The sequence below is a fragment of the Pseudomonas delhiensis genome, assembly GCF_900187975.1.
Classification (GTDB): Bacteria; Pseudomonadota; Gammaproteobacteria; order Pseudomonadales; family Pseudomonadaceae; genus Pseudomonas; species Pseudomonas delhiensis.
The window spans coordinates 98,876-124,397 of sequence record NZ_FZPC01000014.1 but is presented as its reverse complement, the minus strand read 5'-3'; the positions used below and the strand labels follow the sequence as shown (position 1 = coordinate 124,397).

General features: G+C 67.9%; 20 protein-coding genes. 10 read left to right on the top strand and 10 right to left on the bottom strand.

Going from position 1 to position 25,522, the window contains the following annotated elements; genetic code table 11:
• Positions 1-260: 260 nt before the first annotated feature.
• From CHC02_RS14505 to tpx, 5 genes are all read right to left on the bottom strand, one after another.
• Complete coding sequence (locus CHC02_RS14505; protein WP_089392162.1) at positions 261-1,748, bottom strand: efflux transporter outer membrane subunit; 1,488 nt, start codon at positions 1,746-1,748, stop codon at positions 261-263.
• Positions 1,745-4,855 (bottom strand): multidrug efflux RND transporter permease subunit, encoded by a 3,111-nt coding sequence (locus CHC02_RS14500; protein WP_089392161.1) that lies wholly within the window; start codon positions 4,853-4,855, stop codon positions 1,745-1,747. The genes CHC02_RS14505 and CHC02_RS14500 overlap by 4 nt, the downstream gene beginning before the upstream one ends.
• Complete coding sequence (locus tag CHC02_RS14495; RefSeq protein ID WP_089392160.1) at positions 4,855-7,980, bottom strand: MdtB/MuxB family multidrug efflux RND transporter permease subunit; 3,126 nt, start codon at positions 7,978-7,980, stop codon at positions 4,855-4,857. The genes CHC02_RS14500 and CHC02_RS14495 overlap by 1 nt, the downstream gene beginning before the upstream one ends.
• Entirely contained in the window at positions 7,977-9,275 is a 1,299-nt protein-coding gene (locus tag CHC02_RS14490; RefSeq protein ID WP_089392159.1) for an MdtA/MuxA family multidrug efflux RND transporter periplasmic adaptor subunit, read from the bottom strand. The genes CHC02_RS14495 and CHC02_RS14490 overlap by 4 nt, the downstream gene beginning before the upstream one ends.
• Positions 9,276-9,594: 319 nt before the next feature.
• Positions 9,595-10,095: a thiol peroxidase gene (tpx, locus tag CHC02_RS14485; RefSeq protein ID WP_089392158.1), complete on the bottom strand. Its 501-nt coding sequence runs from the start codon at positions 10,093-10,095 to the stop codon at positions 9,595-9,597.
• Positions 10,096-10,871: 776 nt separating this feature from the next.
• On the opposite strand from tpx, the gene CHC02_RS14480 reads away from it, so the two are divergent.
• Positions 10,872-11,339: a thermonuclease family protein gene (locus CHC02_RS14480; RefSeq protein ID WP_089392157.1), complete on the top strand. Its 468-nt coding sequence runs from the start codon at positions 10,872-10,874 to the stop codon at positions 11,337-11,339.
• A 51-nt stretch (positions 11,340-11,390) separates the two neighbouring features.
• Here the strand turns inward: CHC02_RS14480 and CHC02_RS14475 are convergent, their stop codons facing one another.
• Positions 11,391-11,999: an FMN-dependent NADH-azoreductase gene (locus tag CHC02_RS14475; RefSeq protein ID WP_089392156.1), complete on the bottom strand. Its 609-nt coding sequence runs from the start codon at positions 11,997-11,999 to the stop codon at positions 11,391-11,393.
• Positions 12,000-12,113: 114 nt separating this feature from the next.
• Here CHC02_RS14475 and CHC02_RS14470 point away from each other — a divergent pair, with 114 nt between their 5' ends.
• Complete coding sequence (locus CHC02_RS14470) at positions 12,114-13,019, top strand: LysR substrate-binding domain-containing protein (RefSeq protein ID WP_089392155.1); 906 nt, start codon at positions 12,114-12,116, stop codon at positions 13,017-13,019.
• Positions 13,020-13,025: 6 nt separating this feature from the next.
• On the opposite strand, the gene CHC02_RS14465 is transcribed toward CHC02_RS14470, so the two are convergent.
• Both CHC02_RS14465 and CHC02_RS14460 read right to left on the bottom strand, forming a co-directional pair.
• The gene (locus tag CHC02_RS14465) at positions 13,026-13,718 is read right to left on the bottom strand and encodes a DUF1294 domain-containing protein (RefSeq protein ID WP_089392154.1); all 693 of its coding nucleotides are present in this window, start codon (positions 13,716-13,718) and stop codon (positions 13,026-13,028) included.
• A 10-nt stretch (positions 13,719-13,728) separates the two neighbouring features.
• Positions 13,729-14,559: an undecaprenyl-diphosphate phosphatase gene (locus CHC02_RS14460; RefSeq protein WP_089392153.1), complete on the bottom strand. Its 831-nt coding sequence runs from the start codon at positions 14,557-14,559 to the stop codon at positions 13,729-13,731.
• 608 nt (positions 14,560-15,167) lie between these two features.
• Here CHC02_RS14460 and CHC02_RS14455 point away from each other — a divergent pair.
• From CHC02_RS14455 to CHC02_RS14430, 6 genes are all read left to right on the top strand, one after another.
• The gene (locus tag CHC02_RS14455; protein WP_089392152.1) at positions 15,168-15,614 is read left to right on the top strand and encodes a hypothetical protein; all 447 of its coding nucleotides are present in this window, start codon (positions 15,168-15,170) and stop codon (positions 15,612-15,614) included.
• Between the two features lies 1 nt (position 15,615).
• Positions 15,616-16,188, top strand: coding sequence for an adhesin (locus CHC02_RS14450; RefSeq protein WP_089392151.1), 573 nt, complete (start codon positions 15,616-15,618; stop codon positions 16,186-16,188).
• Between the two features lie 52 nt (positions 16,189-16,240).
• Entirely contained in the window at positions 16,241-17,260 is a 1,020-nt protein-coding gene (locus CHC02_RS14445) for a heme utilization protein (RefSeq protein WP_089392150.1), read from the top strand.
• 76 nt (positions 17,261-17,336) lie between these two features.
• Entirely contained in the window at positions 17,337-18,017 is a 681-nt protein-coding gene (locus tag CHC02_RS14440) for a C39 family peptidase (protein WP_089392149.1), read from the top strand.
• Positions 18,018-18,062: 45 nt separating this feature from the next.
• Positions 18,063-18,797, top strand: a complete 735-nt coding sequence (locus CHC02_RS14435) for a hypothetical protein (protein WP_089392148.1) — start codon at positions 18,063-18,065, stop codon at positions 18,795-18,797.
• A gap of 55 nt (positions 18,798-18,852) precedes the next feature.
• Positions 18,853-20,109, top strand: coding sequence for a coiled-coil domain-containing protein (locus tag CHC02_RS14430; RefSeq protein ID WP_089392147.1), 1,257 nt, complete (start codon positions 18,853-18,855; stop codon positions 20,107-20,109).
• 55 nt (positions 20,110-20,164) lie between these two features.
• On the opposite strand, the gene CHC02_RS14425 is transcribed toward CHC02_RS14430, so the two are convergent.
• Together CHC02_RS14425 and CHC02_RS14420 are read right to left on the bottom strand one after the other, a co-directional pair.
• Positions 20,165-21,502 (bottom strand): sigma-54 dependent transcriptional regulator, encoded by a 1,338-nt coding sequence (locus CHC02_RS14425; protein ID WP_089392146.1) that lies wholly within the window; start codon positions 21,500-21,502, stop codon positions 20,165-20,167.
• Between the two features lie 407 nt (positions 21,503-21,909).
• A complete protein-coding gene (locus CHC02_RS14420) occupies positions 21,910-22,338 on the bottom strand; it encodes an Lrp/AsnC family transcriptional regulator (protein ID WP_089392145.1) in 429 nt (142 codons plus the stop codon).
• Between the two features lie 264 nt (positions 22,339-22,602).
• Between CHC02_RS14420 and CHC02_RS14415 the strand changes: the two genes are divergently transcribed.
• Both CHC02_RS14415 and CHC02_RS14410 read left to right on the top strand, forming a co-directional pair.
• Positions 22,603-24,285 carry a flavin monoamine oxidase family protein gene (locus CHC02_RS14415; RefSeq protein WP_089392144.1) on the top strand — a complete coding sequence of 561 codons (1,683 nt, stop codon included), beginning with the start codon at positions 22,603-22,605 and terminating at the stop codon, positions 24,283-24,285.
• 16 nt (positions 24,286-24,301) lie between these two features.
• Positions 24,302-25,090, top strand: a complete 789-nt coding sequence (locus tag CHC02_RS14410) for a carbon-nitrogen hydrolase family protein (protein WP_089392143.1) — start codon at positions 24,302-24,304, stop codon at positions 25,088-25,090.
• The last annotated feature ends 432 nt before the right edge of the window (positions 25,091-25,522 follow it).

Sequence of the window (25,522 nt, the reverse complement as noted above, 5' to 3'; positions counted from 1 at the left end):
GCCGATACACCGGGGTCATGGCCAATGCCCAGATCAACCCCGGAGCCGCCGGGAACCAAGGTCAAACGGCGGATAACGCCGTAGGCGTTATGCGCCCTACGCCAGACCCGACCTTGGCGTAGGGCGTATAACCGTTCGCGGTTATACGCCGATACACCGAGGCCACAGCCAACGCCCAGGTCAACCCCGGAGCCGCCGGGAACCGAGGCCAAACGGCGGATAACGCCGTAGGCGTTTGCGCCCTACGGAGAAGGGCGGGGTCAATCGGCCTTGGCCGCCCTCTCGCCCTCGCTGGCGATCTGGCCGGCGTCCCAGCCGCCGCCCATGGCGGCGATCAGTTGCACGCTGGCCACCAGGCGGTTGCCGTACAGGCTCAGCACGTTGCGTTCGTTGGACAGCGCCGTGGTCTGGGTGGTGACCACGCTGTTGTAGTCCACGGTGCCGGCCTTGTACTGGTTGCTGGTCAGGCGCAGGGCTTCGCGGGCGGCGTCCAGGGCTTCATTCTGCGCCCCGCTCTCCTCTTCCAGCACCTTGAGCTGGACCATGTAGTCCTCCACCTCGCGCATGCCGTCGAGCACGGTCTGGCGGTAGCTGGCCACGGTCTGGTCGTAGCTGGCCTCGGCCTGTTCCACCTGGGAAGAGATCAGGCCGCCGTCGAACAGCGTCATGGCGAACTGCGGGCCGATGGACCAGTAGCGGTTGGGCGTCTCGATCCAGTCGTGGAAGCTGCCGCTGCGGTAGCCGCCGGCGGCGCTCAGGGTCAGGTCGGGGTACCAGGCGGCCTTGGCCACGCCGATCTTGGCGTTGGCCGAGATCACCTGGCGCTCGGCGGAGGCGATGTCCGGGCGCCGCTCCAGCAGTTGCGAGGGCACCAGCGCCGGGATCGACGGCAGCTTCGGCACCTGGCCGGTGGCGGCCAGGCTGAAGTTGGCCGGGGCCTGGCCCACCAGCACGGCGATGGCGTGCTCCAGCTGCGCGCGCTGGTACTTGAGGTCGATGGCCTGGGCCTCGGTGCTCTTGAGCTGGGTGCGCGCCTGGGCCACGTCGGCCTTGGTGACGATGCCGGCGTCGTACTGGTTGGTGGTCAGCTTGAGCGCGCGCTCGTAGGCCTCGACCGTGTCGTTGAGCAGCTTGATCTGCTGGTCCATCACCCGCAGCTGCAGGTAGTTCTGCGCCAGTTGCGACTGCAGCGACAGGCGCGAGGCGGCCAGGTCCGCGGCGCTGGCGTCGCGGCTGGCGGTGTCGGCTTCCAGCTGGCGGCGCAGCTTGCCCCACAGGTCCAGTTCCCAGCTCACGCCCAGGCTCGCGCTGTAGCTGTTGCTGATGCCGCCGCTGCCACCGCTGCTGACCGTGGAGCCGTCGGGCAGGCGCACGCTGCCGCTGCCGCTGCCGCCCTGGCCGGAGCGGGTCTTGCCGACGTCGGCGCTGATGGTCGGGAAGAAGGAGGCGCGCGAGCCCTTCACCAGTGCCGCGGCCTGGCGGTAGGAGGCCTCGGACTGGGCGAGGGTCTGGTTGGCCTCGAGCAGGCGTTGCTGCAGGTCGTCCAGGGTCGGGTCGGCGTACAGCGTCCACCACTGGCCGTGGCCCGCCAGGTCGGCCGGCTGCGCCAGGCGCCAGCCCTCGCCCTCCTTGAAGGCGGCCGGCACGCCCAGCTCGGGGCGCTTGTAGTCGGGGCCGACCGCGCAGCCGGCGAGCGCCGCGCACAGCGCCAGGGCGAGCAGGCTGCGGGATGGGTTCGGGCGGTTCATAGCGGAGTCTCCAGGGCGCCGTCGGTGCGCACGCCGCGCTTCTGGTTGACCCAGTGGCGCAGGCGGTCGAGGTAGAGGTAGACCACGGGGGTGGTGTAGAGGGTGAGCAGCTGGCTGCCGATCAGGCCGCCGACGATGGTCATGCCCAGCGGGCGGCGCAGCGCGGCGTCGCCGCCGATGCCGAAGATCAGCGGCAGCGCGCCGAGGATGGCCGCCAGGGTGGTCATCATGATCGGCCGGAAGCGCTTCATGCAGGCTTCCAGGATGGCCTCGCGCGGCGACAGGCCGAGGGTGCGCTCGGCGTCCAGGGCGAAGTCGATCATCATGATGGCGTTCTTCTTGACGATGCCGATCAGCAGGATCACCCCGATCAGCGCGATCAGCGACAGCTCGGTGCGGAACAGCATCAGCGTCAGCAGCGCGCCCACCCCCGCCGAGGGCAGCGTGGAAAGGATGGTCAGCGGGTGCACGTAGCTTTCGTAGAGGATGCCCAGGACGATGTAGACCGCCACCAGCGCCAGCAGGATCAGCCAGGGCATGTCGTTCTGGGTGTCCTGCACGGCGCCGGCGTTGCCTTCGAAGCTGGCCTGGATCTCCAGCGGCAGATGCAGCGGCTCCAGCGCCGCCATCACGGCGTCGCGGGCCGGGCCGATGAGCGCGCCGGGGGCCAGGTTGAAGGAGAAGGTAGTGGCGGCGAACTGCCCCTGGTGGTTGACCGACAGCGGCGCGCGGCTGGGCTCCACGTGGGTGAAGGCCGACAGCGGCACCTGCTGGCCGTCCGCGCCGATGACGTAGACCTGGCGCAGCTCTTCCGGGCTCTGCTGGAACGGCTGGTCCACTTCCATCACCACGTGGTACTGGTTCAGCGGGTTGAAGATGGTCGACACCTGGCGCTGGCCGTAGGCGTTGTTCAGCACCGCGTCCACCGCCGCCACGTCGACGCCGAGGCTGGCGGCGCGGTCGCGGTCGATCACCAGGCGGCTCTGCACGCCCTTGTCCTGGGCGTCGCTGTTGACGTCCACCAGCTGCGGGACCTTGTTCAGCACCGCCTCGACCTTGGGCGCCCAGTCGCGCAGCAGGGTGAGGTCGTCGCTGCGCAGGGTGAACTCGTACTGCGCGTTGCTCTGCCGGCCGCCGATGCGCACGTCCTGGCCGGCCGTGAGGTAGAGGTTGGCGCCGGGGATTTCCGCCAGCTTCTTGCGCAGCCGCGCGACTATGGCCTCGGCGGAGTCGCGCTGGGTGATGGGTTTCAGGGTGACGAAGAAGGAGCCGGTGTTGCTCGACTGCCAGCGGCCGCCGCCGACGAAGCCGACCACGTTCTCCACCCCCGGGTCCTGGGCGAGGATGTTGCGGAACTCCGCCATCTTGCGGTCCAGGGCCTGGAAGGAAATGCTCTGGTCGGCCACCGCGAAGCCGCGCAGGCGCCCGGAGTCCTGCTGCGGCAGGAAGCCCTTGGGCACGATGGCGAACAGGTAGAGGTTCAGCGCGATGCAGCCGAACATGATCGCCACCATCAGCCGCGAGTGCTCCAGCGCCCAGCTCAGGCTGGCGCGGTAGCGCAGCATGAAGGCGACGAAGTAGCGGTTGCTCTGCCGCGCCACCGAGGCCTTCTGCGGCCGCTCGGCGCGGCGCAGCAGGCGCGCGCAGAGCATGGGCGTGAGGGTCAGGGAGACCACCAGCGAGACCAGGATGGCCGCCGCCAGGGTCACCGAGAACTCGCGGAACAGCCGCCCGGTGATGCCGCCCATGAGCAGCAGCGGGATGAACACCGCCACCAGCGAGAGGGTCATCGACAGCACCGTGAAGCTCACCTCGCGGGCGCCGCGGATGGCCGCCCGGACCGGGTGGTCGCCCTCCTCGATGCGCCGGGCGATGTTCTCCACCACGACTATGGCGTCGTCCACCACGAAGCCGGTGGCGATGATCAGCGCCATCAGCGACAGGTTGTTCAGCGAGAAGCCGCACAGGTACATGACGGCGAAGGTGCCCACCAGCGACACCGGCACCGCCAGGCTGGGGATCAGCGTGGCGCGGCCGTTGCGCAGGAACAGGTAGACCACCAGGATCACCAGCAGCACCGAGATCACCAGGGTCAGCTCGGCCTCCTCCAGGGAGGCGCGGATCGACGGGCTGCGGTCGTCCATGACGCTGAGCTTGACCTGCGGGCCGAGGACGTCCTGGATGATCGGCAACTGCGCGTGGATGGCGTCGGTGGCCTCGATGATGTTGGCGCCGGGCTGGCGGGTGACGATCAGCAGCACCGCCGGCAGGTTGTCGGAGAAGCCGGCGTTGCGCACGTCCTCCACCGAGTCGCTGACCTTGGCCACGTCGCGCAGGCGCACCGCGGCGTTGGTCTCGGCGTTGTAGTGGATGATCAGCGGCGCGTACTCGCTGGCCTTGCGCAACTGGTCGTTGGCGTCCACCTGCCAGTGCCGCTCGCCGAACTCCAGGGCGCCCTTGGGCCCGGTGGCGTTGGTGTTGTCGATGGCGCTGCGCACCGTCTCCAGGGAAATGCCGTAGTGGCTGAGCTGGTCCGGGTTGACATCCACCCGCACCGCCGGCAGCGAGGAGCCGCCGATGCTCACCTGGCCCACGCCCTTCACCTGGGCCAGCTTGGGCGAGACGATGGTCGAGGCCAGGTCGTACATCTGCCCGCGGGTGAAGGTGTCCGAGGTCAGGGTGAGGATCATGATCGGCTGGTCCGACGGGTTCGCCTTGCGGTACGTCGGGTTGTTCGGCATGCCGGTGGGCAGCAGGCTCATGGCCGCGTTGATCGCCGACTGCACCTCGCGGGCGGCGCCGTCGATGTCTTTCGACAGGTCGAACTGGACGATGACGGTGGTGTTGCCCAGGGAGCTGGTGGAGGTCATGTCGGTGACCCCGGCGATGCGCCCCAGCGAGCGCTCCAGCGGCGTGGCCACGGTGGAGGCCATGGTCTCCGGGCTGGCGCCGGGCAGCGCCGCCTGCACCACGATGGTCGGGAAGTCGACGTTGGGCAGCGGCGCCACCGGCAGCAGGCCGAAGGACAGCGCCCCGGCCAGCACCATTGCCAGGGTCAGCAGCAGGGTCGCCACCGGCCGCAGGATGAACGGGCGGGAGATGTTCATCAGCCCTGCTCCAGGCCTTCGTCGGGGCTGTTCACGTCCAGCCCGTGGCGCTTGCGCCAGTTGGCCCAGCGCAGCGCCAGGCGGTCGAAGTAGAGGTAGATGACCGGGGTGGTGAACAGCGTCAGCAGCTGGCTCAGCAGCAGGCCGCCGACCATGGTGATGCCCAGCGGCTGGCGCAGCTCGGCGCCGGCGCCGCCGGCGAGCATCAGCGGCAGCGCGCCCAGCAGCGCGGCCATGGTGGTCATCAGGATCGGCCGGAAGCGCAGCAGGCAGGCCTGGTAGATGGCCTCATGGGACGGCTTGCCCTCGTTGCGTTCGGCGTCCAGGGCGAAGTCGATCATCATGATCGCGTTCTTCTTGACGATGCCGATCAGCAGGATGATGCCGATGATCGCCACGATGCCGATGTCCTGCCCGGCCAGCATCAGCGCCAGCAGCGCGCCCACGCCGGCTGAGGGCAGCGTGGAGAGGATGGTCACCGGGTGGATGAAGCTCTCGTAGAGGATGCCCAGCACGATATACATGGTGACGATGGAGGCCAGCACCAGCAGCAGGGTGTTGGACAGCGACGCCTCGAAGGCCTCGGCGGCGCCGCGGAAGCTGCCTTCCAGGCTGGCCGGCATCTGCATCTGCGCCTCGACGTCGCGGATGGCCTGCACCGCCTCGCCCAGGGCCACGCCCTTGGCCAGGTTGAAGGAGATGGTCGCCGCCGGAAACTGGGCGATGTGGTTGACCGCCAGCAGGGTGTGGCGCTCCTCCACCTTCGCCAGGCTCGACAGGCGCACCTGGGTGCCGTCGCTGGCCGGCACGTAGAGGTTTTCCAGGGACTGCGGGCCGAGCTGGAAGTCCGGCGCCACCTCCAGCACCACGCGGTACTGGGTGGCCTGGGTGAAGATGGTGGAGATCAGCCGCTGGCCGAAGGCGCTGTAGAGCACGCTGTCGATGCTCGACAGGCTCACGCCCAGGCGCGAGGCGGTGTCGCGGTCGATGTCGATGTAGGCCTGCAGGCCCTTGTCCTGCCAGTCGCTGGCCACGTCGGCCAGCTGCGGCAGCTGCTGCAACTGGTCGACCAGCTTCGGCACCCACTCGGCGAGCACGTCCGGGTCGGCGTCCTGCAGGGTGAACTGGTACTGGGTGCGGGCGATGCGGTCCTCGATGGTGAGGTCCTGCACCGGCTGCAGGTACAGCTTGATGCCGGCGACCTTGTCCAGCTCCGGCTGCAGGCGGCGGATCACCTCGCTGGCGGTGAGGTCGCGCTCGCTGTGGGGCTTGAGGTTGATCAGCATGCGCCCGGTGTTGAGGGTGGCGTTGCTGCCGTCGACGCCGATGAAGGACGACAGGCTTTCCACGTCCGGGTCGGCCAGGACCACCTTGGCCAGTTCCTGCTGGCGGCTCGCCATGGCCTGGAAGGAGATCGACTGCGGCGCCTCGGCGATGCCCTGGATCACCCCGGTGTCCTGCACCGGGAAGAAGCCCTTGGGCATGAAGACGTAGAGCGCGGCGGTCAGCAGCAGGGTGCCGATGGCCACCAGCAGGGTCAGCCCCTGGTGCCGCAGCACCACGCGCAGGGCGGCGGCGTAGCGCTCGATCATGTTCTCGATGAAGCGCCCGGCGGCGCGGGCGAAGCGGCCCTCCTGCTCCGGCTCGACGTGCCTGAGCAGCTTGGCGGCGAGCATGGGCGTGAGGGTCAGGGAGACGAAGCCGGAAATCAGGATGGCCACCGCCAGGGTCACGGCGAACTCGCGGAACAGCCGCCCGGCCACGTCGCCCATGAACAGCAGCGGGATGAGCACGGCGATCAGCGAGAAGGTCAGCGAGATGATGGTGAAACCGATCTGCTTCGAGCCCTTGAGCGCCGCTTCCAGTGGCGGGTCGCCCTGCTCCAGGTAGCGGGCGATGTTCTCCACCATGACGATGGCGTCGTCCACCACGAAGCCGGTGGCGATGGTCAGCGCCATCAGCGTCAGGTTGTTGATGGAGAAGCCGGCCAGGTACATGACGCCGAAGGTGCCGATCAGCGACAGCGGCACGGCGAAGCTGGGGATCAGGGTGGCCGAGAGGTTGCGCAGGAACAGGAAGGTGACCATCACCACCAGGCACACGGCGAGGAACAGCTCGAACTGCACGTCGGCCACCGAGGCGCGGATGGTGGTGGTGCGGTCGGTCAGCACCGTGACCTCCAGGCTGCCGGGCAGGGTCGCCTGCAGCTGCGGCAGCATCTTCTTGATGCTGTCCACCACCTCGATGACGTTGGCCCCCGGCTGGCGCTGGATGTTCAGCACCACCGCCGGGGTGTTGTTGGCCCAGGCGGCCAGGCGCACGTTCTCGGCGTCGTCCTCGACGCTGGCGACGTCGCGCACCCGCAGCGGCGAGCCGTTCTTGTAGGCGAGGATCAGGTCGCGGTAGGCGTCGGCGGACTTGAGCTGGTCGTTGGCGTCCAGGGTCGAGGAGCGCGTCGGGCCGTCGAAGCTGCCCTTGGGCCCGTTCAGGTTGTTGTTGCTGACGGTGCTCTGCAGGTCTTCCAGGCTCAGCCCGGCGGCCGCCAGGGCCGCGGGGTTGGCGCGGATGCGCACGGCCGGGCGCTGGCCGCCGCTGATGCTGACCAGGCCGACGCCGGAGATCTGCGAGATCTTCTGCGCCAGGCGGGTGTCCACCAGGTCCTGGATCTTCGGCAGCGGCATGTCCGGGGACATCACCGCCAGGGTCAGGATGGGCGCGTCGGCCGGGTTCACCTTGCTGTACACCGGCTGGTTGGGCAGGTCCTTGGGCAGCAGGCTCTGCGCCGTGTTGATCGCCGCCTGCACTTCCTGCTCGGCCACCTCCAGGTCGACCTGCAGGCTGAACTGCAGGGTGATCACCGAGGCGCCGCCGGAGCTGGTGGAGGACATCTCGTTGAGCCCCGGGATCTGCCCCAGCTGGTTCTCCAGCGGCGCGGTGACCGAGGAGGTCATGATCTCCGGGCTGGCGCCGGGGTACAGGGTGACCACCTGGATGGTCGGGTAGTCCACCTCCGGCAGCGCCGAGATCGGCAGGAAGCGGTAGGCGATGATGCCCGACAGCAGGATCGCCACCATCAGCAGCGTGGTGGCGACCGGCCTCAGGATGAACAGGCGCGACGGGTTCATTCGCTCTTACCGTCGTCCTGGGCCGGGGAGCCCGAGCCGAACGGCTTCGGCGAGGCCGCCTCGCCTTCCTCGGTGGCGGCGGCGCGGGCCTGCTCGTCGCTGGCGACTATGTGCAGGCGGGTGCCGTCGCGCAGGCGGTCGGTGCCTTCGACCACCACGCGCTGGCCTTCCTTCAGGCCCTCGGTGACCACCACCCGCTCGTTCTCGCTGGTGCCCAGGGTGACCAGCTGGCGCTTGGCCTTGCCGTCGGCGTCGGCGATGTACACGTAGGTGCCGTCGTTGCCGCGCTGCACCGCGTTGGCCGGGATGCTCAGCACGCCGTGGAGGGTCTCGGCGAGCAGGCGCACGTTGACGAACTGGTTGGGGAACAGCCTCTGGTCGGCGTTCTCGAAGGCGGCCTTGAGCTTGACCGTGCCGGTGGTGGTGTCGATCTGGTTGTCGAGGGTCTTGAGCACGCCGCTGGCGAGGGTCTGGTTCTGGTTGCGGTCCAGCGCCTCCACCGGCACCGGCTGGCTGCCGGACAGCTGGCGGGCGACGGTGCCCAGCTGCTGCTGCGGCAGGCTGAACACCACGGAGATCGGCCTGACCTGGGTGATGACCACCAGCGGCGTGGTGTCGCCGCTGGTGACCAGGTTGCCGACGTCCACCTGGCGCAGGCCGACGCGGCCGGAGATGGGCGCGCGCACCTGGGTGAACTCGAGGTTGAGCTTGGCGTCGTCGACCTGGCCCTGGTTGGTGCGCAGGGTACCCTCGTACTGGCGCACCAGGGCTTCCTGGGTGTCGAGGGTCTGCTTGGCGATGGAGTCCTCGGCGTACAGGCCCTTGTAGCGCGCCAGGTCGATCCGGGCGTTCTTCAACTGCGCCTGGTTCTGCTGCAGGGTGCCCACCGCCTGGTCCAGGGCCGCCTGGAAGGGCCGCGGGTCGATCACCGCGAGGACGTCGCCGGCCTTCACCTGCTGGCCTTCCTGGAACGGCACCTTGACCAGTTGGCCGCTGACCCGCGCCCGCACGTTCACCGTGTTGTAGGCGGTGACGGTGCCCAGCGCATGGTAGTGCACCGGCAGGTCGCCCTTGACCACCGGCGCCACGCTGACGGTGATGGCCGTGCCGCCGGGCCCGCGCCCGGCCATGGCCGCCCCGCGGGCGCCGCGTCCGCCGCCGGCCTGGGGCTCTGGCGCCGAGCTGGTCTGGTGCAGCCACATGCTCAGCCCCACCACGGCGGCGAAGACGGCGGCGGTGATCAGCCAGGGGCGCAGCTTGCGGAGTTTCGAGGGCGTTCCATTGCTTGGAGTCATAGCGGTCATCAGGCGGCCAAAGGTTTGGATGATAGCGAGGCGCAGGGCAAAGCGCCGCATCCATGACGCGGCGCGCAGCAGGAAATCCTCAGGGTGGAACGATAAGCACAGCGGGGCTGCGGGCAAAGCCTCTTTACCCGCTATTTACCTTTGTTTTACCGAGGGTTACGGCGCTTGGACGGTGCCAGGCGGCAAGTGTTCCGCCAGCAGCAGAAGAACGACTGTCGCCCCCGCCACAGTGGAGTGGAAACGAAGATGCCGCCCGGCCATCGGCGGGGCGGCATCCAGGCACCTGCGCAGCCGGGGCTGCGGCGGGCGATCAGCTCAGCGCGGCGACTGCGGCGGCGTAGTCGGGCTCGTCGGCGATCTCGCCGACCAGTTGGCTGTGCAGCACCAGGTCGTTCTCGTCCAGCACCACCACGGCACGGGCGGCCAGGCCGGCCAGCGGGCCGCTGGCGATGGCCACGCCGTAGTTGGCCAGGAAGTCGGCGCCACGCAGGGTCGACAGGTTGACCACGTTGTCCAGGCCTTCGGCGCCGCAGAAGCGCTTCTGGGCGAACGGCAGGTCGGCGGAGACGCACAGCACCACGGTGTTGGCCAGCTTGCTGGCCTCGACGTTGAACTTGCGCACGGAGGTGGCGCAGGTCGGGGTGTCGACGCTGGGGAAGATGTTCAGCACCTTGCGCTTGCCGGCGAAGTTCTCCAGGGTCACGTCGGCCAGGTCGCCGCCGACCAGCTTGAAGGCCGGGGCCTTCTCGCCCTTCTGCGGCAGCTTGCCATCGACGTTGACCGGGTTGCCCTTGAGGGTGACTTGAGCCATTGCGGTATTCCTTCTATCGAGGGGATGGCCCCGCCGGAGAGGCCGGCGGGGCCGGGGAATTCGGGGCCGGAGGCAATCCTAGCACGAACTTGTCCGAGCGAATCCGTCGGGAATGGTTCGGGTGGCATTGCAGGGGCGAGCGCGGGGGATGGTTCGTAGGGCGCATAACGCCTACGGCGTTATCCGCCATTGGCCTCAGGCACCGGCGCCCGGGCCGACGGCGGATAACCGCGAACGGTTATTCGCCCTACGGACTACGCCCATGCACCTCTGCCAAACCCTGACCCCGCACCCCCTCCCTAGCCCTCCCCCGCAAGCGGGAGAGGGGACCGTTCGGCGTGAAGCGGAATCACGAAGCTCCCGGGCTCCCCGTAGGGCGCATAACACCTACGGTGTTATCCGCCATTGGCCTCAGGCACCGGCGCCCGGGCCGACGGCGGATAACCGCGAACGGTTATTCGCCCTACGGACTACGCCCATGCACCTCTGCCAAACCCTGACCCCGCACCCCCTCCCTAGCCCTCCCCCGCAAGCGGGAGAGGGGACCGTTCGGCGTGAAGCGGAGTCACGAAGCTCCCGGGCTCCCCGTAGGGCGCATAACGCCTACGGCGTTATCCGCCATTGGCCTCAGGCACCGGCGCCCGGGCCGACGGCGGATAACCGCGAACGGTTATGCGCCCTACGGTCGGGCACGTGCGTAGGAGCAGGCTCACTCCCCGCGCAGGACATTTCCTCCCCTGCGACGTTATCCTGCAACGACCAACCCAGGAGCCCCCATGCGACTACCCCGCCCCGCCCTGCTGTTCATCCTCGCCCTCCCCGCCGTCGCGCTGGCCGACGGCCCCTGCCAGGTCACCGCCGTCGCCAGCGGCGATCGCCTGACCTGCCGTCTGGCCGAGCGCAGCGTCGAGGTGCGCCTGCGTGGCGTCGAGGCGCCCAGGGCCGGCGAACCCTATGCCCAGGCCTCGCTGGACAACCTGCAGCGCCTGGCCTTGGGCCGCGGCGCCACCCTGGTGCTACCGCGCGAGGAGGCCGCCGGGGCGCTCAGCGCGGCGGTGTGGGTGGAGCCGGCCGATTGCCCGGGTTGCGGGCATACCCTGGACGTCGGCCGGGCCCAGCTTTCCGTGGGCATGGCGCGCTGGCGGGTGGCGGATGCCCAGGGCGAGGAGGAGCGCGCCCAGTACAACTTCGAGGAGCAGGAAGCGCGGGCGCGCAAGGTCGGCCTGTGGCGGCCGGCGCCCTGAAAGCACGAAGCCCCGGCAATGCCGGGGCTTCGTCGTTCGACGCTGGGTGGATCAGGCGCTGGCGAAGGCCGCGGCGATCTCCGCGCGGGCGCCCTTGAGGGCGTTGGCGCGCGGCTCCTCGCCGTAGGCCAGGCCCTGGGCGCGGACCACCTCGATGTCGGTGATGCCGAGGAAGCCCAGCACCAGCTTCAGGTAGTCCTCGTGGGCGGCGCCGCTCGGCTGGCCGGCGTGCAGGCCGCCGGCGGTGGAGACGATGATCACCTTCTTGCCGCCGGCCAGGCCCTGCGGACCGTTCTCGGTGTAGCGGAAGGTCTTGCCGGCCACGGCGATGCGGTCGATCCAGGCCTTCAGCTGGCTGGGCACGGTGAAGTTGTACATGGGCGCGCCGATGACGATGGCGTCGGCGGCGAGGAACTCCTCGATGCTGCTCTCGCCCAGGGCGGCTTCGTGCTTCTGCGCGGCGTCGCGCAGTTCCGCCGGGGTGCCGGCGGCGACCAGGCTGGCGGCGGACAGGTGGCTGATGGCGTCGGCGGCCAGGTCACGGTAGGTCACCTGTACGCCCGGCTCGGCGGCGGCCCAGGCCTGGACCACTTCCTGGCTGAGCTGGCGGGAGGCGGAGGCGTCGCCGAGGATGCTGGAATCGATGTGCAGAAGTTTCATGGGGTGGCTCCTGTGAATGGGGGTAGGAAGCGATGGGAGGCATACTACGCATGTGGCCAATGAGCGATAAGTCGGCAAAAATGCGATGAATCGTCCCACCAGCAGGACAATCCCATGCAGGACCTCAACGATCTCTTCTATTTCGCCAAGGTGGTGGAGGCCGGTGGCTTCGCCGCCGCGGGCCGCGAGCTGGGGCTGCCGAAGTCGCGCCTGTCGCGGCGCGTCGCCGAACTTGAGGCGCGCCTGAACGCGCGCCTGCTGCAGCGCACCACCCGCAAGCTGGCGCTCACCGACATCGGCGAGCGCTACTACCGGCACTGCCAGGCGATGCTGGTGGAGGCGGAGATGGCCGACGAGGTGGTCGCCCAGCTCAGCGCCGAACCCCGCGGGCGGGTGCGCCTGTCGTGCCCGGTGGCGATGGCCGAGACCTCCCTGAACGCCATGCTGCCGGGCTTTCTCGCCAGCTTCCCGCAGGTCAACCTGGAACTGCTGCTGACCAACAGGCGCGTCGACCTGGTCAACGAGGGCGTGGACGTGGCGCTGCGCGTGCGCGCGCCCGGCGACGAGGACCCGTCGCTGGTCACCCGCCGCCTGCGCCCGGCCGCGGCGGTGCTGGTGGCCGCACCGGAGCTGCTGCGCGGCCGCCAGCTGCAGGGCCCGGACGACCTCGTCGGGCTGCCGGTGCTGGGCGCCATCGGCAGCGATCGCAAGGTGCACCTGCAGTTGCACGGGCCCGGCGGCGAAGTCCGCGAGCTGGCCCTGGAGGCGCGCCTGGCCGCGGAGGACTTCAACCTGCGCAAGAACGTGGCGCTGGCCGGCCTGGGCATCACCACCCTGCCCCTCTACTACTGCCAGGAAGAACTGGCCAGCGGCCAACTGGTGCGGGTACTGCCCGACTGGCAGGAGCCGGCGGCCTTCCTCCAGGCGGTGTACCCGCACCGGCGCGGGCTGCTGCCGGCGGTGCGGGCGCTGATCGACTACCTGGCCGAGGGGTTCGGCCATAGCGACGAGCCGCTGTAGATCGACTCAGAAGGCGGGCAACACCCGCGCCAGAAGGACGCCACCGAGCAAGCGGTCCAGCCAGAACAGCTGGTGCACCAGCACTATCGCCCAGAACACCAGCTGGTAGCCGGGCTTGCGCGTCTTGTGGCGCAGCAGGCGCTGGGCCAGGAAGGCGCCCGGCCAGCCGCCCAGCAGTTCCAGCAGGTGCAGGGTCTGCTCCGGGGTGCGCCAGGCGCCCCGCTCGGCGCTGCGCTTGTCGCGCCAGTAGGCGAAGAAGGCGGCCAGGCTGAACAGCGGGTAGGCCAGCAGCCACCAGGGCGCGGCGCCGGCGAGCAGCAGGCGGCCGGCACCGGCCAGGGGCAACAGCAGCAAGGCGGCGAGCCAGCCCAGGCCCCTGCCCCAGCCGCCCGGTTGGGCCGGCTCGGCGATCTGCCGGCCGCTGCGGACCTTGGCGCGGGTGGCGGGCGCCGCCGGCTTGCGGCGGATTTCCGGCATGTCCACGGCCAGGCCGGCCAGGCGCGCATGCTCGGCGCGCGGGCGGCCCTGGCGGTCGAAGCCTGCGACGAAGCGTACCGCGTCGCCGGCCTGGGGCCGGCGGTCGCCGCGGAAGGCCGAGATGTGCAGGAAGAGTTCCTCGCCGCCGGCGCGCGGGCGGATGAAGCCGAAGCCCTTGTCGTCGTCCCAGCGGCTGATCACGCCGTCCTTTTCCGTGCTCATCCGTGCGGCCTCAGGCAGCGGCGCTGCTCCAGTCGATCAGGCTGAACTGCCAGGTCGCCAGGATCAGCAGGCCGAAGCCGATGCGGTACCAGGCGAACATCGCGTAGCTGTGGTTGGCGATGAATTTCAGCAGGCCGCGCACGGCGATCATGGCGAAGATGAAGGAGGTGACGAAGCCCACGGCGAACACCGGCAGGTCGCCGGGCTGGAACAGGTCGCGGTACTTGTAGCCGGAATAGACGGCGGCGCCGACCATGGTCGGCATGGCCAGGAAGAAGGAGAACTCGGTGGCCGCCTTGCGCGACAGGCCGAACAGCAGGCCACCGATGATGGTGGCGCCGGAGCGCGAGGTGCCGGGGACCAGCGCCAGGCACTGGGCGCACCCGACCTTCAGGGCGTCCTTCCAGGTCATGTCGTCGACGCTCTCGGCGCGGATGCGGTGCTCGCGCTTCTCCGCCCAGAGCATGACCACCCCGCCGACCACCAGCGCCGCCGCCACCGTGATGGGGTTGAACAGGTAGTGGTGGATCAGGTCGGCGAAGGCCACGCCCAGCACCACGGCGGGAAAGAAGGCGACCAGCAGGTTGACGGTGAAACGCTGTGCACGAGGCTGGCTGGGCAGGCCGCAGACGACCTCGAGGATCTTGCCGCGGAACTCCCAGACCACCGCCAGGATGGCGGCCAGCTGGATGATGATGTTGAAGGCCTGGGCCCGCTCACCGACGAACCCCAGCAGGTCGGCGACTATGATCTGGTGCCCGGTGCTGGACACCGGCAGGAACTCGGTCAGCCCCTCGACCACTCCCAGGACGAACGCCTGAAAGGCACTCCAAAACTCCATACTGCTTCCCCCGAAGGCGCATTTCTCTTTCGTTTTCTTCTGTTTTCGTGCAGCCGCCGGAGCACCCGCGGGTGGGCCCGACGAAAGGCTGGGCATGCTACTGCATTGCAGTGCCGCGGGTCAGCGTGTAACGAAAATTTCTCGCATTGGCGCGTTTCACCCTGCGGCCATGGCTGTAGGCAAGCGGTGGAATGAGACACCCGGGGCCCGCGATCATTCCCTTAACAGTGCCGTCGCCTTCTCTAAACCCTTGAAATGAAAAGTGCACATTCGTACCAAAAGCACCTCTGCCTGGCCATCATGTCTCAGCCCTGAAACAGCCGAAGACCGCCAGGCCCCAGGAATGGCGCAATCGTCGATGGCATCACGGAAAACTGTTTCAGCACTGATACGCATGCACGCAAAGCCCCATTCCAGAGCACTTCCCCCACTTTCGGTGGGGGTGCGTTCCCCGCTCGCTGTCTCAGCCGCGAAACAGATTTCTTTCAGGCATTTCTGACAGCTATTCGTAAGCCTCTGAATTTCAAGCGATAAGCAAAAGCGGCACGGCTTCTGCTCCATCCCGGTACTGCTGTTTAGGGCACAGCGCACCAGAAGGGATCGCCATCATGGGGAACATCGACTCAAGGATCGTCGGACTGCTCGCTTCCCTCGCGTGCCTGACCGCTGTTCCGCTGTCGGCACCGGTCCAGGCAGGCGACGGCACCATCGTCATCCAGCGCACCGTACAGCCCCGGGTCGCCACCCGCCCCACCATGGTGCCGGACCCGAACCCCATCACCGTCAATCCGAACATCTCCTCCCAGGTCAACCAGCAACTCGGCAACGCCGAGCTGGATGACGCTGACTTCGCCCGCGTCACCAGCGGTTCCAGCCTGACCCAGCGGATTCTCCCCGGCGGCAACCTGGTCGGCATGGACAACGGCGCCAACCAGACGCTGCAGTCCGGCAGCCTGGGGGGCGGCGGCGGCAGCGGCGCCAGTATTTCCAACTCGGTCAATCGCACCGTGCAGCAGGGCCTGTCGCCGCTGCGCATGCTGACGGGAGATCGCTGACATGAAAGCACGCCTGACCCTCCTCGCCCTGCTCTGCTGCTCCAGCGCCTTCGCCGCCGACCCGCAGCTGGTGAACAACGCCAGCATCGACAGCGCCGGCCGCGGCTACAACGGCGTGGCCAGCGTCAACCAGGCCGCCGGCGACGAGCAGCAACAGGCCAACGGCCGGGCCATCGCCATCGGCACCAGCGGCGGCGCCAGCACCCGGTTCCAGCAGACGGTCATCACCACCGCCGACCCGAGCCAGGCCGCCAAGGCCTCGATCACCGGCAACTCCTTTTCCAACGGCAGCGGCGCCCTGGGCGTGAACCAGGCCGCCGGTACCGCCAACCAACAGGTCAACGCCATGAGCATCAGCGTCAACGCGGTGCAAAGCGTCGACGACGACGTGCTGTCCCAGCAGAACATCACGTTGTCACAGAACTCCGGCCCAACCGGATCCACCCTGGGCAGTCGGCAGGTCGTCACCAGCGACCAGGCATTCGCCGGCAGCCGGGGGGTGGTCCAGGTGAGCCAGAGTGCCGGTATCGGCAATCGCCTTGCCAATACCTTGAGCATCCGGGTCGCAGACTGACCCACGCCAACAACCAGAAACACTAAGCACACTAAATGCAAGGAGATACACCATGAAACCTACAATGGCCCTCAAGCCTCTGGTTTTCGCTGTCACGGCAGTCATGGCTGTAAGTGTTTACGCAGGCAACGACCATGATCGTGACCGTCGCCACGGCCATGACCATGACAACCACCATGGCCAGCAGCAGTACGATCCGTACAAGGACCCGCGGATTCCGGCCGGTGCCAGCGCTACCGTCATCGATACCCAGTCCAGCTACGACAACAACGTCGTCAACCAGGGGACCAAGAACACCGCCGGCGTCAGTGGCTCGCTCGGTGGTGCCTCGGGCAACGTCGGGGCCAACGTCGCCGCTGGCGACATGAACCAGCAGGCCAATGCCGCCGCCCTGGCCACCGCGGATGAGCAGTTCATCTTCGGTTCCGCCTATGCGGCCACCTCCGTGACCCAAGGCAACGCCAACAACACCGCCTGGAACTTCTCCACCGCCAACAACGCCGCGCTGAACAGCTCGGCCAACGGCGCCTCGGGCAACGTCGGCATCAACATCGCCGCCGGCAACTACAACCAACAGAAAAACGACATGGCTGCCGCCGTTTCCGGTGGGCGCCTGGCCGGTGCCAGCAGTGGCGCCAGCCAGACCTCCACTGGCAACAACGTCGCCAACCTGGGTATCGCCACCTTCGATACCAAGACCCTCAAGTCCAGCTTCTACGCCCATGGCACCTACAAGGGCCATGGCTCGGGCGTAGTGCTGGATGATCAGGAAAAAGGCAACCATTACGGCAACAAAGGCAAGGACCACGACAAGGTGGACAAGGATCCGCTGTACTTCAGCGAGTCGGGCACCATCGACCTGCGTGGCCAGGCTACCTACCAGGTCCTGGTTCCCACCGGCTGGAAGGACCCGGTCGTCAACAACGCTTCCATCAACAACTCGCTCAACGGCGTGTCGGGTAACGTGGGCGTGAACGTTGCTGCCGGCGTCGGCAACCAACAGAGCAACTCGCTGTCCATCGCTGCCGGTTGCCAGGCCTGCGTAAGCACTGGCGCTGTCACTGGCTTCTAAGCGACATCGTGCTGTACCTGGAGGCTCCGGCAACGGAGCCTCCCCTTTTCCCAGCGCTGGCATAGGCGTCACGATCATGCGCACGCTCGTTTTCCTGCTACTCGCACTCTGCTCGGGCCTGATCCAGGCTGCGCAGCTGCCCTTCGCCATACTGCCCGGGGGCACGCTGGCCTATAAGCATGTGGAGAGCATCCGCGAGCGCCGCTTCAGCAACCTGGTGGAGCAGAAGACCGACTTCAGCTGCGGCGCCGCCGCCCTGGCCACCATCCTGCGCACCGGCTACAACCTCGACGTGGACGAGGAGTTCGTCATCCGCGGCATGCTGGTCAAGGCCGACCCCCAACTGGTGCGGACCCAGGGCTTCTCGATGCTGGACATGAAGACCTACCTGGAAAGCATCGGCATGCGGGCCCGCGGCTACCGCATCCCGATCTCCTCGCTGGAGAAACTGACCATTCCGGTGATCGTGCTGCTGGACGTGCGTGGCTACAAGCACTTCGTCGTGCTGCAGCGCACGCACAACGGCTACGTCTACGTGGGCGACCCCGTGCTCGGCCACAAGCGCTACAAGGAAGACGATTTTCTCAAGGGCTGGAACGGCATCATCTTCGCCATCATCGGCCCCGGCTACGACAGGGCGAACGCCCTGATGAACCCGCCGGAACCGCTGACCGCCAAGAACCGCCTCGATACCTTCCGCCCCGTCAAGGACGCGGAGCTCATGGATTTCGGATTCATCCAGAGCGACTTCCTGTGAGCCACAAACGATAACGAGGGGTGGGATCCTCTCGGGGAGCGAACGATGAGAACCATTCCGCTGCTCGCCACCGCCTGCCTGGTGGCCAGCCTGCCGATCCAGGCCGCCGAGGTGTTCCGGCCGATCGAGCTGCACGACCAGGAGCTGGCCCAGTTGCGCGGCCGCTACGTCATGCCCGGGCGCATCATCAGCTTCGGCATCGTCATGAGCAGTACCTGGAAGAACGCCGTGGGCGACAACATCGGCGCCAAGGTGAGCATGCAGGTCCAGCAGTCCACCATCAAACCGCAGTTCTACGTCACCACCACCAAGGAAACCGGCAACGGCGGCACACCTTCGGCCGCGACCGGCAGCATCGTCGGTGGCGCGGGGCTCAACCAGACCCAGGGCGTCACCCAGAGCACGCGCTCCGCGGGTGACTACAACACCGCCTACAACAATGTCGGCATCAACGTGAGCGAAGCCGACCAGGCGCCCCCCGCAAGCAACCAGGGCACGCCCCTGAACGGCCCGGTCAGCGCCAGCAACGGCGCCGGCACCGTCACCGTCTCCCCCGGCAACGGGAACATCCAGTTGGCGATCAACGCCAACGGCCAAGGCTCCAGCCTCCAGCAACTGGGGGCCGGCGGCCTGGTGCAGGCCACCAACCTGCTGGGTAGCAGCAACCTGGTCAACAACCTCACCCAGCTGAACGTGGTCCTGCGTAACAACGCACCTTCCGTCGGTGCGCTGGATTGCAATCTCGACCAGCTCAAGGGCCTGCGATCCATGGGAATGTGATCTACGCTCAGTGGCGGAAGCAGTGCCCCAACGATAAAGATAGGGATAGCGCGCCATGCACCGATCGCTCTCGCTTCGCACCGCAATCTGTGTATCCGCTTTGCTCCCCTCGGCCTTCGTCCATGCTGCGACGGAGGCCGAGGTGGAGGCTCTGAAACAGGAACTCATCGAGCTCAAGCAACGCTACGAGTCGCAACAGAAAGCGCTCATGGTGCTCGAGCAGCGGGTTCGCCAGGTCGAGGAGCAGCCGGCCACCCCGGCGCAGCCCAAGCGGCTGGTCACCTCCACCAACAAGCCGACGCCGCCGGGCACCGGAAGCTCCTACGGCGAATCGCTCAAGGACGACAGCAACAACCCGCCCAAGAGCGTGGAGAACCTCTACGACGAGGCCAGCGGCTTCTTCGGCAACGGCGCCTTCAGCTTCGAGACGGGCCTGACCTACACCCACTACGACACCAAGCAGCTGATCCTCAACGGCTTCCTGGCGCTGGACACCATCTTCCTGGGCAACATCGGCGTGGACAACATCAAGGCCGACAACTGGACCCTGGACCTGACCGGCCGCTACAACTGGAACAACCGTTGGCAGTTCGACATCAACGTGCCCGTGGTCTACCGCGAAAGCACCTACTCCTCGGCCGGCGCCGGCAACTCCACGGCGCAGTCCACCGACGAGAAGGTCGACCGCGACCCGACCCTGGGCGACGTCAACCTCGGCATCGCCTACAAGTTCATGGACGAGACCGAGTCGCGCCCGGACGCGGTGTTCAGCCTGCGGGTGAAAGCCCCCACCGGCAAGGACCCGTACGGCATCAAGCTGGTCCGCGCACCGGACAACGACAGCCTCAACGTGCCCGACGACCTGCCCACCGGCAACGGCGTCTGGTCGATCACCCCGGGCCTGTCGCTGGTCAAGACCGTCGACCCGGCGGTGCTCTTCGCCAGCCTGAGCTACACCCACAACTTCGAGCGCGACTTCAGCGACATCAGCCCGCAGCAGGGCACCAAGCTCGGCGGCAAGGTGGACCTGGGCGACTGGTTCCAGGTCGGCGCCGGCGTGGCCTTCGCGCTGAACGAGAGGACCAGCATGTCGTTCTCCTTCTCCGACCTGATCTCGCAGAAGAGCAAGCTCAAGCCCGACGGCGGCGACTGGCAGTCGATCACCGACAGCGACGCCAACGCCGCCTACTTCAACTGGGGCCTGACCTACGCCTGGAGCAACAACCTGACCATAGTGCCGAACCTGTCCATCGGCATCAGCCCCGATGCCCCGGACTTCAGCTTCAGCGTCAAGTTCCCCTACTACTTCTGATCCCCCGCACACGACAACGGCCCCGAAAGGGGCCGTTGTCGTTACGGCGCGGCGCTCAGCGCAGCTGGTGCTTGTGCAGCAGGCGGTAGAAGGTCGGCCGCGAGATGCCCAGCATGCGCGCCGCCAGGCTCAGGTTGTCGCCGTGGCGGGCCAGGGCGTCGCACATGGCCTGGCGCTCGGCGCCCAGCTTGTACTCCTCCAGGGTCACCAGCGGCACCTTGCCGGAGCCGCCGCGCTGGCGCTCCAGGCCCAGGTCGCGGGCCTCGATCTGCCTTCCTTCGGCCAGCACCAGGCCGCGGCGCACGCGGTTGGCCAGTTCGCGCACGTTGCCCGGCCAGGCGTGCTCGGCCATCGCCGCCAGCGCGTCGTCGCTGAAGCGCCGCGGGCGGCGGCCGGTCTCGACGCTATAGAGGTGGGCGAAATGGTTGGCCAGCAGCGCCAGGTCGCCATTGCGCTCGCGCAGCGGCAGGGTGGACACCTGCAGCACGTTCAGGCGGTAGTACAGGTCCTCGCGGAAGCCGCCGGTGCGGATGGCGTTCTCCAGGTCCAGGTGGGTGGCCGCCAGCACCCGCACGTCCACGGCGATGGGCTGGCTGCCGCCGACGCGCTCGATCTGCTTCTCCTGCAGCACCCGCAGCAGGTTGGCCTGCAGCTCCAGGGGCAGGTCGCCGATCTCGTCGAGGAACAGGGTGCCGCCGTTGGCCTGCTCGAAGCGGCCGATCTTGCGCTGGTGCGCGCCGGTGAAGGCGCCCTTCTCGTGGCCGAACAGCTCGGACTGGATCAGGTGCTCGGGGATGGCCCCGCAGTTGATCGCGATGAACGGCCGGTTGGCCCGCCGCGACTGGCGGTGCAGGGTGCGCGCCACCAGCTCCTTGCCGGTGCCGCTCTCGCCGCGGATCAGCACCGGCGACTCGGTGGGCGCGAACTTCGCCAGCAGGCGGCGCAACTCCTGCATCGAGCGGCTTTCGCCGAGCAGCTCGTGCTGGTGCTCCAGGCTGTGGTAGGTGCCGCCGCGCCCGCGCAGGCGCGCCATGCCGAAGGCGCGGCCGAGGGTGACCTGCACCCGCGCCACGTCGAACGGCAGGGTGTGGAAGTCGAAGAACCATTCGCAGACGAAATCGCCCACCTCCTGGATGGGCAGTGCGTCCGGGCTGAGCACCGCGATCCACTCGGTGCCGCTGCGGGTGATGAGGTCCTTCACCGACTCCGGGCGCTCCAGGTGTTGCGGATGCAGGCGCAGCAGGCCGACGTCGCAGTTGTGTTCGCTCGCCACGTCGAGCCCGCAACTGTCTACCTCCCACCCTGCTGCCCGGAGTCCGGGTAATAATCTCTGGCAGTCGTCACACGGATCGACCACCAGCAGACGACGTCGCTTCGACGCGGCTTCAAGCATGCTCCCTTCCTTGGCGCCATTTTTTTGAAAAACTTTATAAAACAGAAACTTGGCGCTTCAAGTTGTAAAGCTAGCAATATCTTGACGCGCCCATTGACCGTTTTCCTATAAGGTCGATGCCGAAACGATCTCATCCCTGCGCTCGTTTCGCTTGACTTGCCCCCGGCCTCTCTGCTTGAGCGCCAAAGGCGCCCGCGCGGACGCCTTCGCCCCGCTCCCGGCGGCCGCTTCAGGGCACCATGGCCTTGTAGGCCTCGGGGGACTGCCCGGCCCATTCGATACGTGCACTCATGGTTCTCTCCAGTGGGGCCCGCCGGTGGCGGGAATGGGCCCACCTTAGCGTCCGCGCCGCGCCCGCCGAATAGCCAATGCGGCGCTATTGCGGGAGTCCATTGGCGCCGCCGGGCTCAGCGGTCGATGCGGGTGGAGAGGATGATCGAGGACATGGTGCGCTCCACGCCGTCCAGCGCGCCTATGCGGTCGAGCAAGGCATCCAGGTCGCGGATCGACAGGGCTTCGACGATGGCGATCATGTCGAACTGGCCGCTCACCGAGTGCAGCGTCTTCACCTCGGGGATCTTCTCCAGCGCCTGCACCACCGGGTGCGACAGCTTGGGCAGCGCGGTCACCAGCACGTGGGCGCGCACCAGCGACTGCGCGTAGCTGTCGGCCACCTTGACCGAATAGCCGCTGATGACGCCCTGCTGCTCCAGGCGCTCGATCCGGCTCTGCACCGTGGAGCGCGACACCCCGAGCTTGCGCGCCAGTTCGGAAACCGACTCGCGGGCGTTGGCGCGCAGGAGGTTGAGCAGGGCCGCATCGGCGCTTTTCGTCATTTTGCCTGATCCATCGCTTTAATTGCCTTGAATAGACTCGTCATTTTGCAGATTGGCGGATTCATTTCAACGACCGGCTTTGCCACCATGTGCACCAGCGCCGGCCCGCCAGGGCCGGCCGACAAGCCTGGCCAGGCTTGCCCTCTCCGCGCCGCGCCATCCATCGGAAGGCCGGCCGCGGAGCGCGTGCGGCGGTGCAAGAGACACCGGCCTGGGCAATGCTGGAACAAGGACCAGGCACGCCAGAACCGTTGGGAGAGACAAATGCACGACAACCGCCACCCCCACACCCCCGGCAAGCAACCGGTGACCATCTTCGGCCCGGACTTTCCCTTCGCCTTCGACGACTGGCTGGAACACCCGGCGGGCCTGGGCAGCATCCCGGCGCACAACCACGGCAAGGAAGTGGCCATCGTCGGCGCCGGCATCGCCGGCCTGGTGGCGGCCTACGAACTGATGAAGCTGGGCCTGAAGCCGGTGGTCTACGAGGCCTCGAAGCTGGGCGGCCGGCTGCGCTCGGAGCCCTTCGAGGGCGCCGACGGCATCATCGCCGAGCTGGGCGGCATGCGCTTCCCGGTCTCCAGCACGGCCTTCTACCACTACGTCGACAAGCTCGGCCTGCAGACCAGGCCCTTCCCCAACCCGCTGACGCCGGCCTCCGGCAGCACCGTGGTGGACCTGGAAGGCACCAGCCACTACGCGGAGAAGATCGACGACCTGCCGCCGATCTTCCGCGAGGTCGCCCAGGCCTGGGCCGACGCCCTGGAGGACGGTGCGCGCTTCTCCGAGATCCAGGACGCCATCCGCGCGCGCGACACCATCAAGCTCAAGGCGCTGTGGGACGAGCTGGTTCCGCTGTGGGACGACCGCACCTTCTATGACTTCGTCGCCACCTCCAAGGCCTTCTCGCGCCTGTCCTTCCACCACCGCGAGATCTTCGGCCAGGTCGGCTTCGGCACCGGCGGCTGGGACTCGGACTTCCCCAACTCGATGCTGGAAATCTTCCGCGTGGTGATGACCAACTGCGACGACCACCAGCACCTGGTGGTGGGCGGCGTCGAGCAGGTGCCGCGCGGCATCTGGAACCACGTGCCGGAACAGTGCGCGCACTGGCCGGCCGGCACGTCCCTGGCCAGGCTGCACAACGGCGCGCCGCGCCCGGGGGTGAAGAAGATCGCCCGCGCCGCCAGCGACAACCTGGCGGTCACCGACTACTGGGGCGACACCCGCGAGTACGCCGCGGTGCTGACCACCTGCCAGAGCTGGCTGCTGACCACCCAGATCGAATGCGAGGAAGCGCTGTTCTCGCAGAAGATGTGGATGGCCCTGGACCGCACCCGCTACATGCAGTCGTCGAAGACCTTCGTCATGGTCGACCGGCCGTTCTGGAAGGACAAGGACCCGCAGACCGGCCGCGACGTCATGAGCATGACCCTCACCGACCGCCTGACCCGCGGCACCTACCTGTTCGACAACGGCGACGACAAGCCCGGGGTGATCTGCCTGTCCTACTCCTGGATGAGCGACGCCATGAAGATGCTCCCGCACCCGGTGGAGAAGCGCGTGCAGCTTGCGCTGGATGCCCTGAAGAAGGTCTACCCGAAGGTGGACATCGCCAGCCACGTCATCGGCAACCCCATCACCGTGTCCTGGGAGGCCGACCCGCACTTCCTCGGCGCCTTCAAGGGCGCCCTGCCCGGCCACTACCGCTACAACCACCGCATGTACTCGCACTTCATGCAGGACGAGTTGCCCGCCGAGCAGCGCGGCATCTTCATCGCCGGCGACGATGTATCCTGGACCCCGGCCTGGGTCGAAGGCGCGGTACAGACCTCGCTCAACGCCGTGTGGGGCATCCTGCACCACTTCGGCGGCGCCACCCACCCGGACAACCCCGGCCCCGGCGACCGCTATGCCGAACTGGGCCCCGTGGCCCTGCCCGATTGACCAAGGAGGAAGCGCCATGCGTCTCGCCCTCTACCAATGCCCCCCGGGGCCCGATGACCTGCCCGGCAACCTGCGCCGGCTGCGCGAGGCCGCGCAACGCGCGGCCGCCCAAAGCGCAGACCTGCTGGTCTGCCCGGAAATGTACGCCAGCGGCTACAACATCGGCGCCGAACGCGTCGCCGCCCTGGCCGAAGCTGCCGACGGCGCCATCGCCGAAACCGTGGCCGGGATCGCCCGGGAATTCGACCTGGGCATCCTCTACGGCTACCCGGAACGCAACCCCGACGGCGCGCCCTTCAACAGCGTCCAGTTGATCGACCGCCAGGGCGAGCGCCGCGCCAACTACCGCAAGACGCACCTGTACGGCGACCTCGACCGCGACCAGTTCAGTCCCTCGGACGAGTCGCCGGCGATCGTCGAGCTGGACGGCTGGAAGCTCGGCCTGCTGATCTGCTTCGATGTCGAGTTCCCCGAGGCGGTGCGCACCCTGGCCCTGGCCGGCGCCGACCTGGTGCTGGTGCCCACGGCCAACATGCACCCCTACGAGTTCGTCTGCCAGGTACTGGTGCCCACCCGTGCCTACGAGAACCAGGTGTTCCTCGCCTACGCCAACTTCCAGGGCCGCGAAGGCGAGCTGGAATACTGCGGCCTGAGCTGCGTGGTGGCCCCGGACGGCCAGGTGATCGCCCGGGCCAGGCAGGCCGGGGAGCTGCTGATCGCCGACCTCGAGCCGGAACGCATCGCCATGGTCCGCGAGGGCTACAGCTACCTGCGCCTGCGCAGGCCGATGCTGTACCGGTCCTGATGGCGCCAACGGCGGATAACCGCGAACGGTTATTCGCCCTACGAACGTGCCGGCTGGCGCTGCGTTATCCGTCCGGTGTGGTGCGGAACCACGAGGCTCCCGGGTTCCCATAGGGCGCATAACGCCTACGGCGTTATCCGCCGAATCGCGGACAGAGTCCGCTCCTACGGTTCCAGGAAGCACGGTCGTAGGAGCGGGCCCTGCCCGCGATTCGCGCGCAGGGCGCGCTCCTACAGGGGAATGGCATGGCTTGGCCAGCGCAGGAGCGGACTCCGTCCGCGATTGGCATCCGCCACGCCGGACGCTCCGGTGGCACGACCAACGGCGGATAACCGCGAACGGTTATTCGCCCTACGAACGTGCCGGCTGACGCTGCGTTATCCGTTCGGTGTGGTGCGGAACCACGAGGCTCCCGTAGGGCGCATAACGCCT

What these genes read in the sequence shown, in the direction of transcription:
- CHC02_RS14415 (WP_089392144.1), top strand. Translation starts at nt 22,603, where the DNA reads ATGCACGACAACCGCCACCCCCACACCCCCGGCAAGCAACCGGTGACC.
- CHC02_RS14410 (WP_089392143.1), top strand. Translation starts at nt 24,302, where the DNA reads ATGCGTCTCGCCCTCTACCAATGCCCCCCGGGGCCCGATGACCTGCCC.
- CHC02_RS14470 (WP_089392155.1), top strand. Translation starts at nt 12,114, where the DNA reads ATGCAGGACCTCAACGATCTCTTCTATTTCGCCAAGGTGGTGGAGGCC.
- CHC02_RS14500 (WP_089392161.1), bottom strand. Translation starts at nt 4,855, where the DNA reads ATGAACATCTCCCGCCCGTTCATCCTGCGGCCGGTGGCGACCCTGCTG.
- CHC02_RS14425 (WP_089392146.1), bottom strand. Translation starts at nt 21,502, where the DNA reads ATGCTTGAAGCCGCGTCGAAGCGACGTCGTCTGCTGGTGGTCGATCCG.
- CHC02_RS14480 (WP_089392157.1), top strand. Translation starts at nt 10,872, where the DNA reads ATGCGACTACCCCGCCCCGCCCTGCTGTTCATCCTCGCCCTCCCCGCC.
- CHC02_RS14420 (WP_089392145.1), bottom strand. Translation starts at nt 22,338, where the DNA reads ATGACGAAAAGCGCCGATGCGGCCCTGCTCAACCTCCTGCGCGCCAAC.
- CHC02_RS14505 (WP_089392162.1), bottom strand. Translation starts at nt 1,748, where the DNA reads ATGAACCGCCCGAACCCATCCCGCAGCCTGCTCGCCCTGGCGCTGTGC.
- CHC02_RS14460 (WP_089392153.1), bottom strand. Translation starts at nt 14,559, where the DNA reads ATGGAGTTTTGGAGTGCCTTTCAGGCGTTCGTCCTGGGAGTGGTCGAG.
- CHC02_RS14435 (WP_089392148.1), top strand. Translation starts at nt 18,063, where the DNA reads ATGAGAACCATTCCGCTGCTCGCCACCGCCTGCCTGGTGGCCAGCCTG.
- CHC02_RS14455 (WP_089392152.1), top strand. Translation starts at nt 15,168, where the DNA reads ATGGGGAACATCGACTCAAGGATCGTCGGACTGCTCGCTTCCCTCGCG.
- CHC02_RS14475 (WP_089392156.1), bottom strand. Translation starts at nt 11,999, where the DNA reads ATGAAACTTCTGCACATCGATTCCAGCATCCTCGGCGACGCCTCCGCC.
- tpx (WP_089392158.1), bottom strand. Translation starts at nt 10,095, where the DNA reads ATGGCTCAAGTCACCCTCAAGGGCAACCCGGTCAACGTCGATGGCAAG.
- CHC02_RS14445 (WP_089392150.1), top strand. Translation starts at nt 16,241, where the DNA reads ATGAAACCTACAATGGCCCTCAAGCCTCTGGTTTTCGCTGTCACGGCA.
- CHC02_RS14440 (WP_089392149.1), top strand. Translation starts at nt 17,337, where the DNA reads ATGCGCACGCTCGTTTTCCTGCTACTCGCACTCTGCTCGGGCCTGATC.
- CHC02_RS14495 (WP_089392160.1), bottom strand. Translation starts at nt 7,980, where the DNA reads ATGAACCCGTCGCGCCTGTTCATCCTGAGGCCGGTCGCCACCACGCTG.
- CHC02_RS14430 (WP_089392147.1), top strand. Translation starts at nt 18,853, where the DNA reads ATGCACCGATCGCTCTCGCTTCGCACCGCAATCTGTGTATCCGCTTTG.
- CHC02_RS14465 (WP_089392154.1), bottom strand. Translation starts at nt 13,718, where the DNA reads ATGAGCACGGAAAAGGACGGCGTGATCAGCCGCTGGGACGACGACAAG.
- CHC02_RS14490 (WP_089392159.1), bottom strand. Translation starts at nt 9,275, where the DNA reads ATGACTCCAAGCAATGGAACGCCCTCGAAACTCCGCAAGCTGCGCCCC.
- CHC02_RS14450 (WP_089392151.1), top strand. Translation starts at nt 15,616, where the DNA reads ATGAAAGCACGCCTGACCCTCCTCGCCCTGCTCTGCTGCTCCAGCGCC.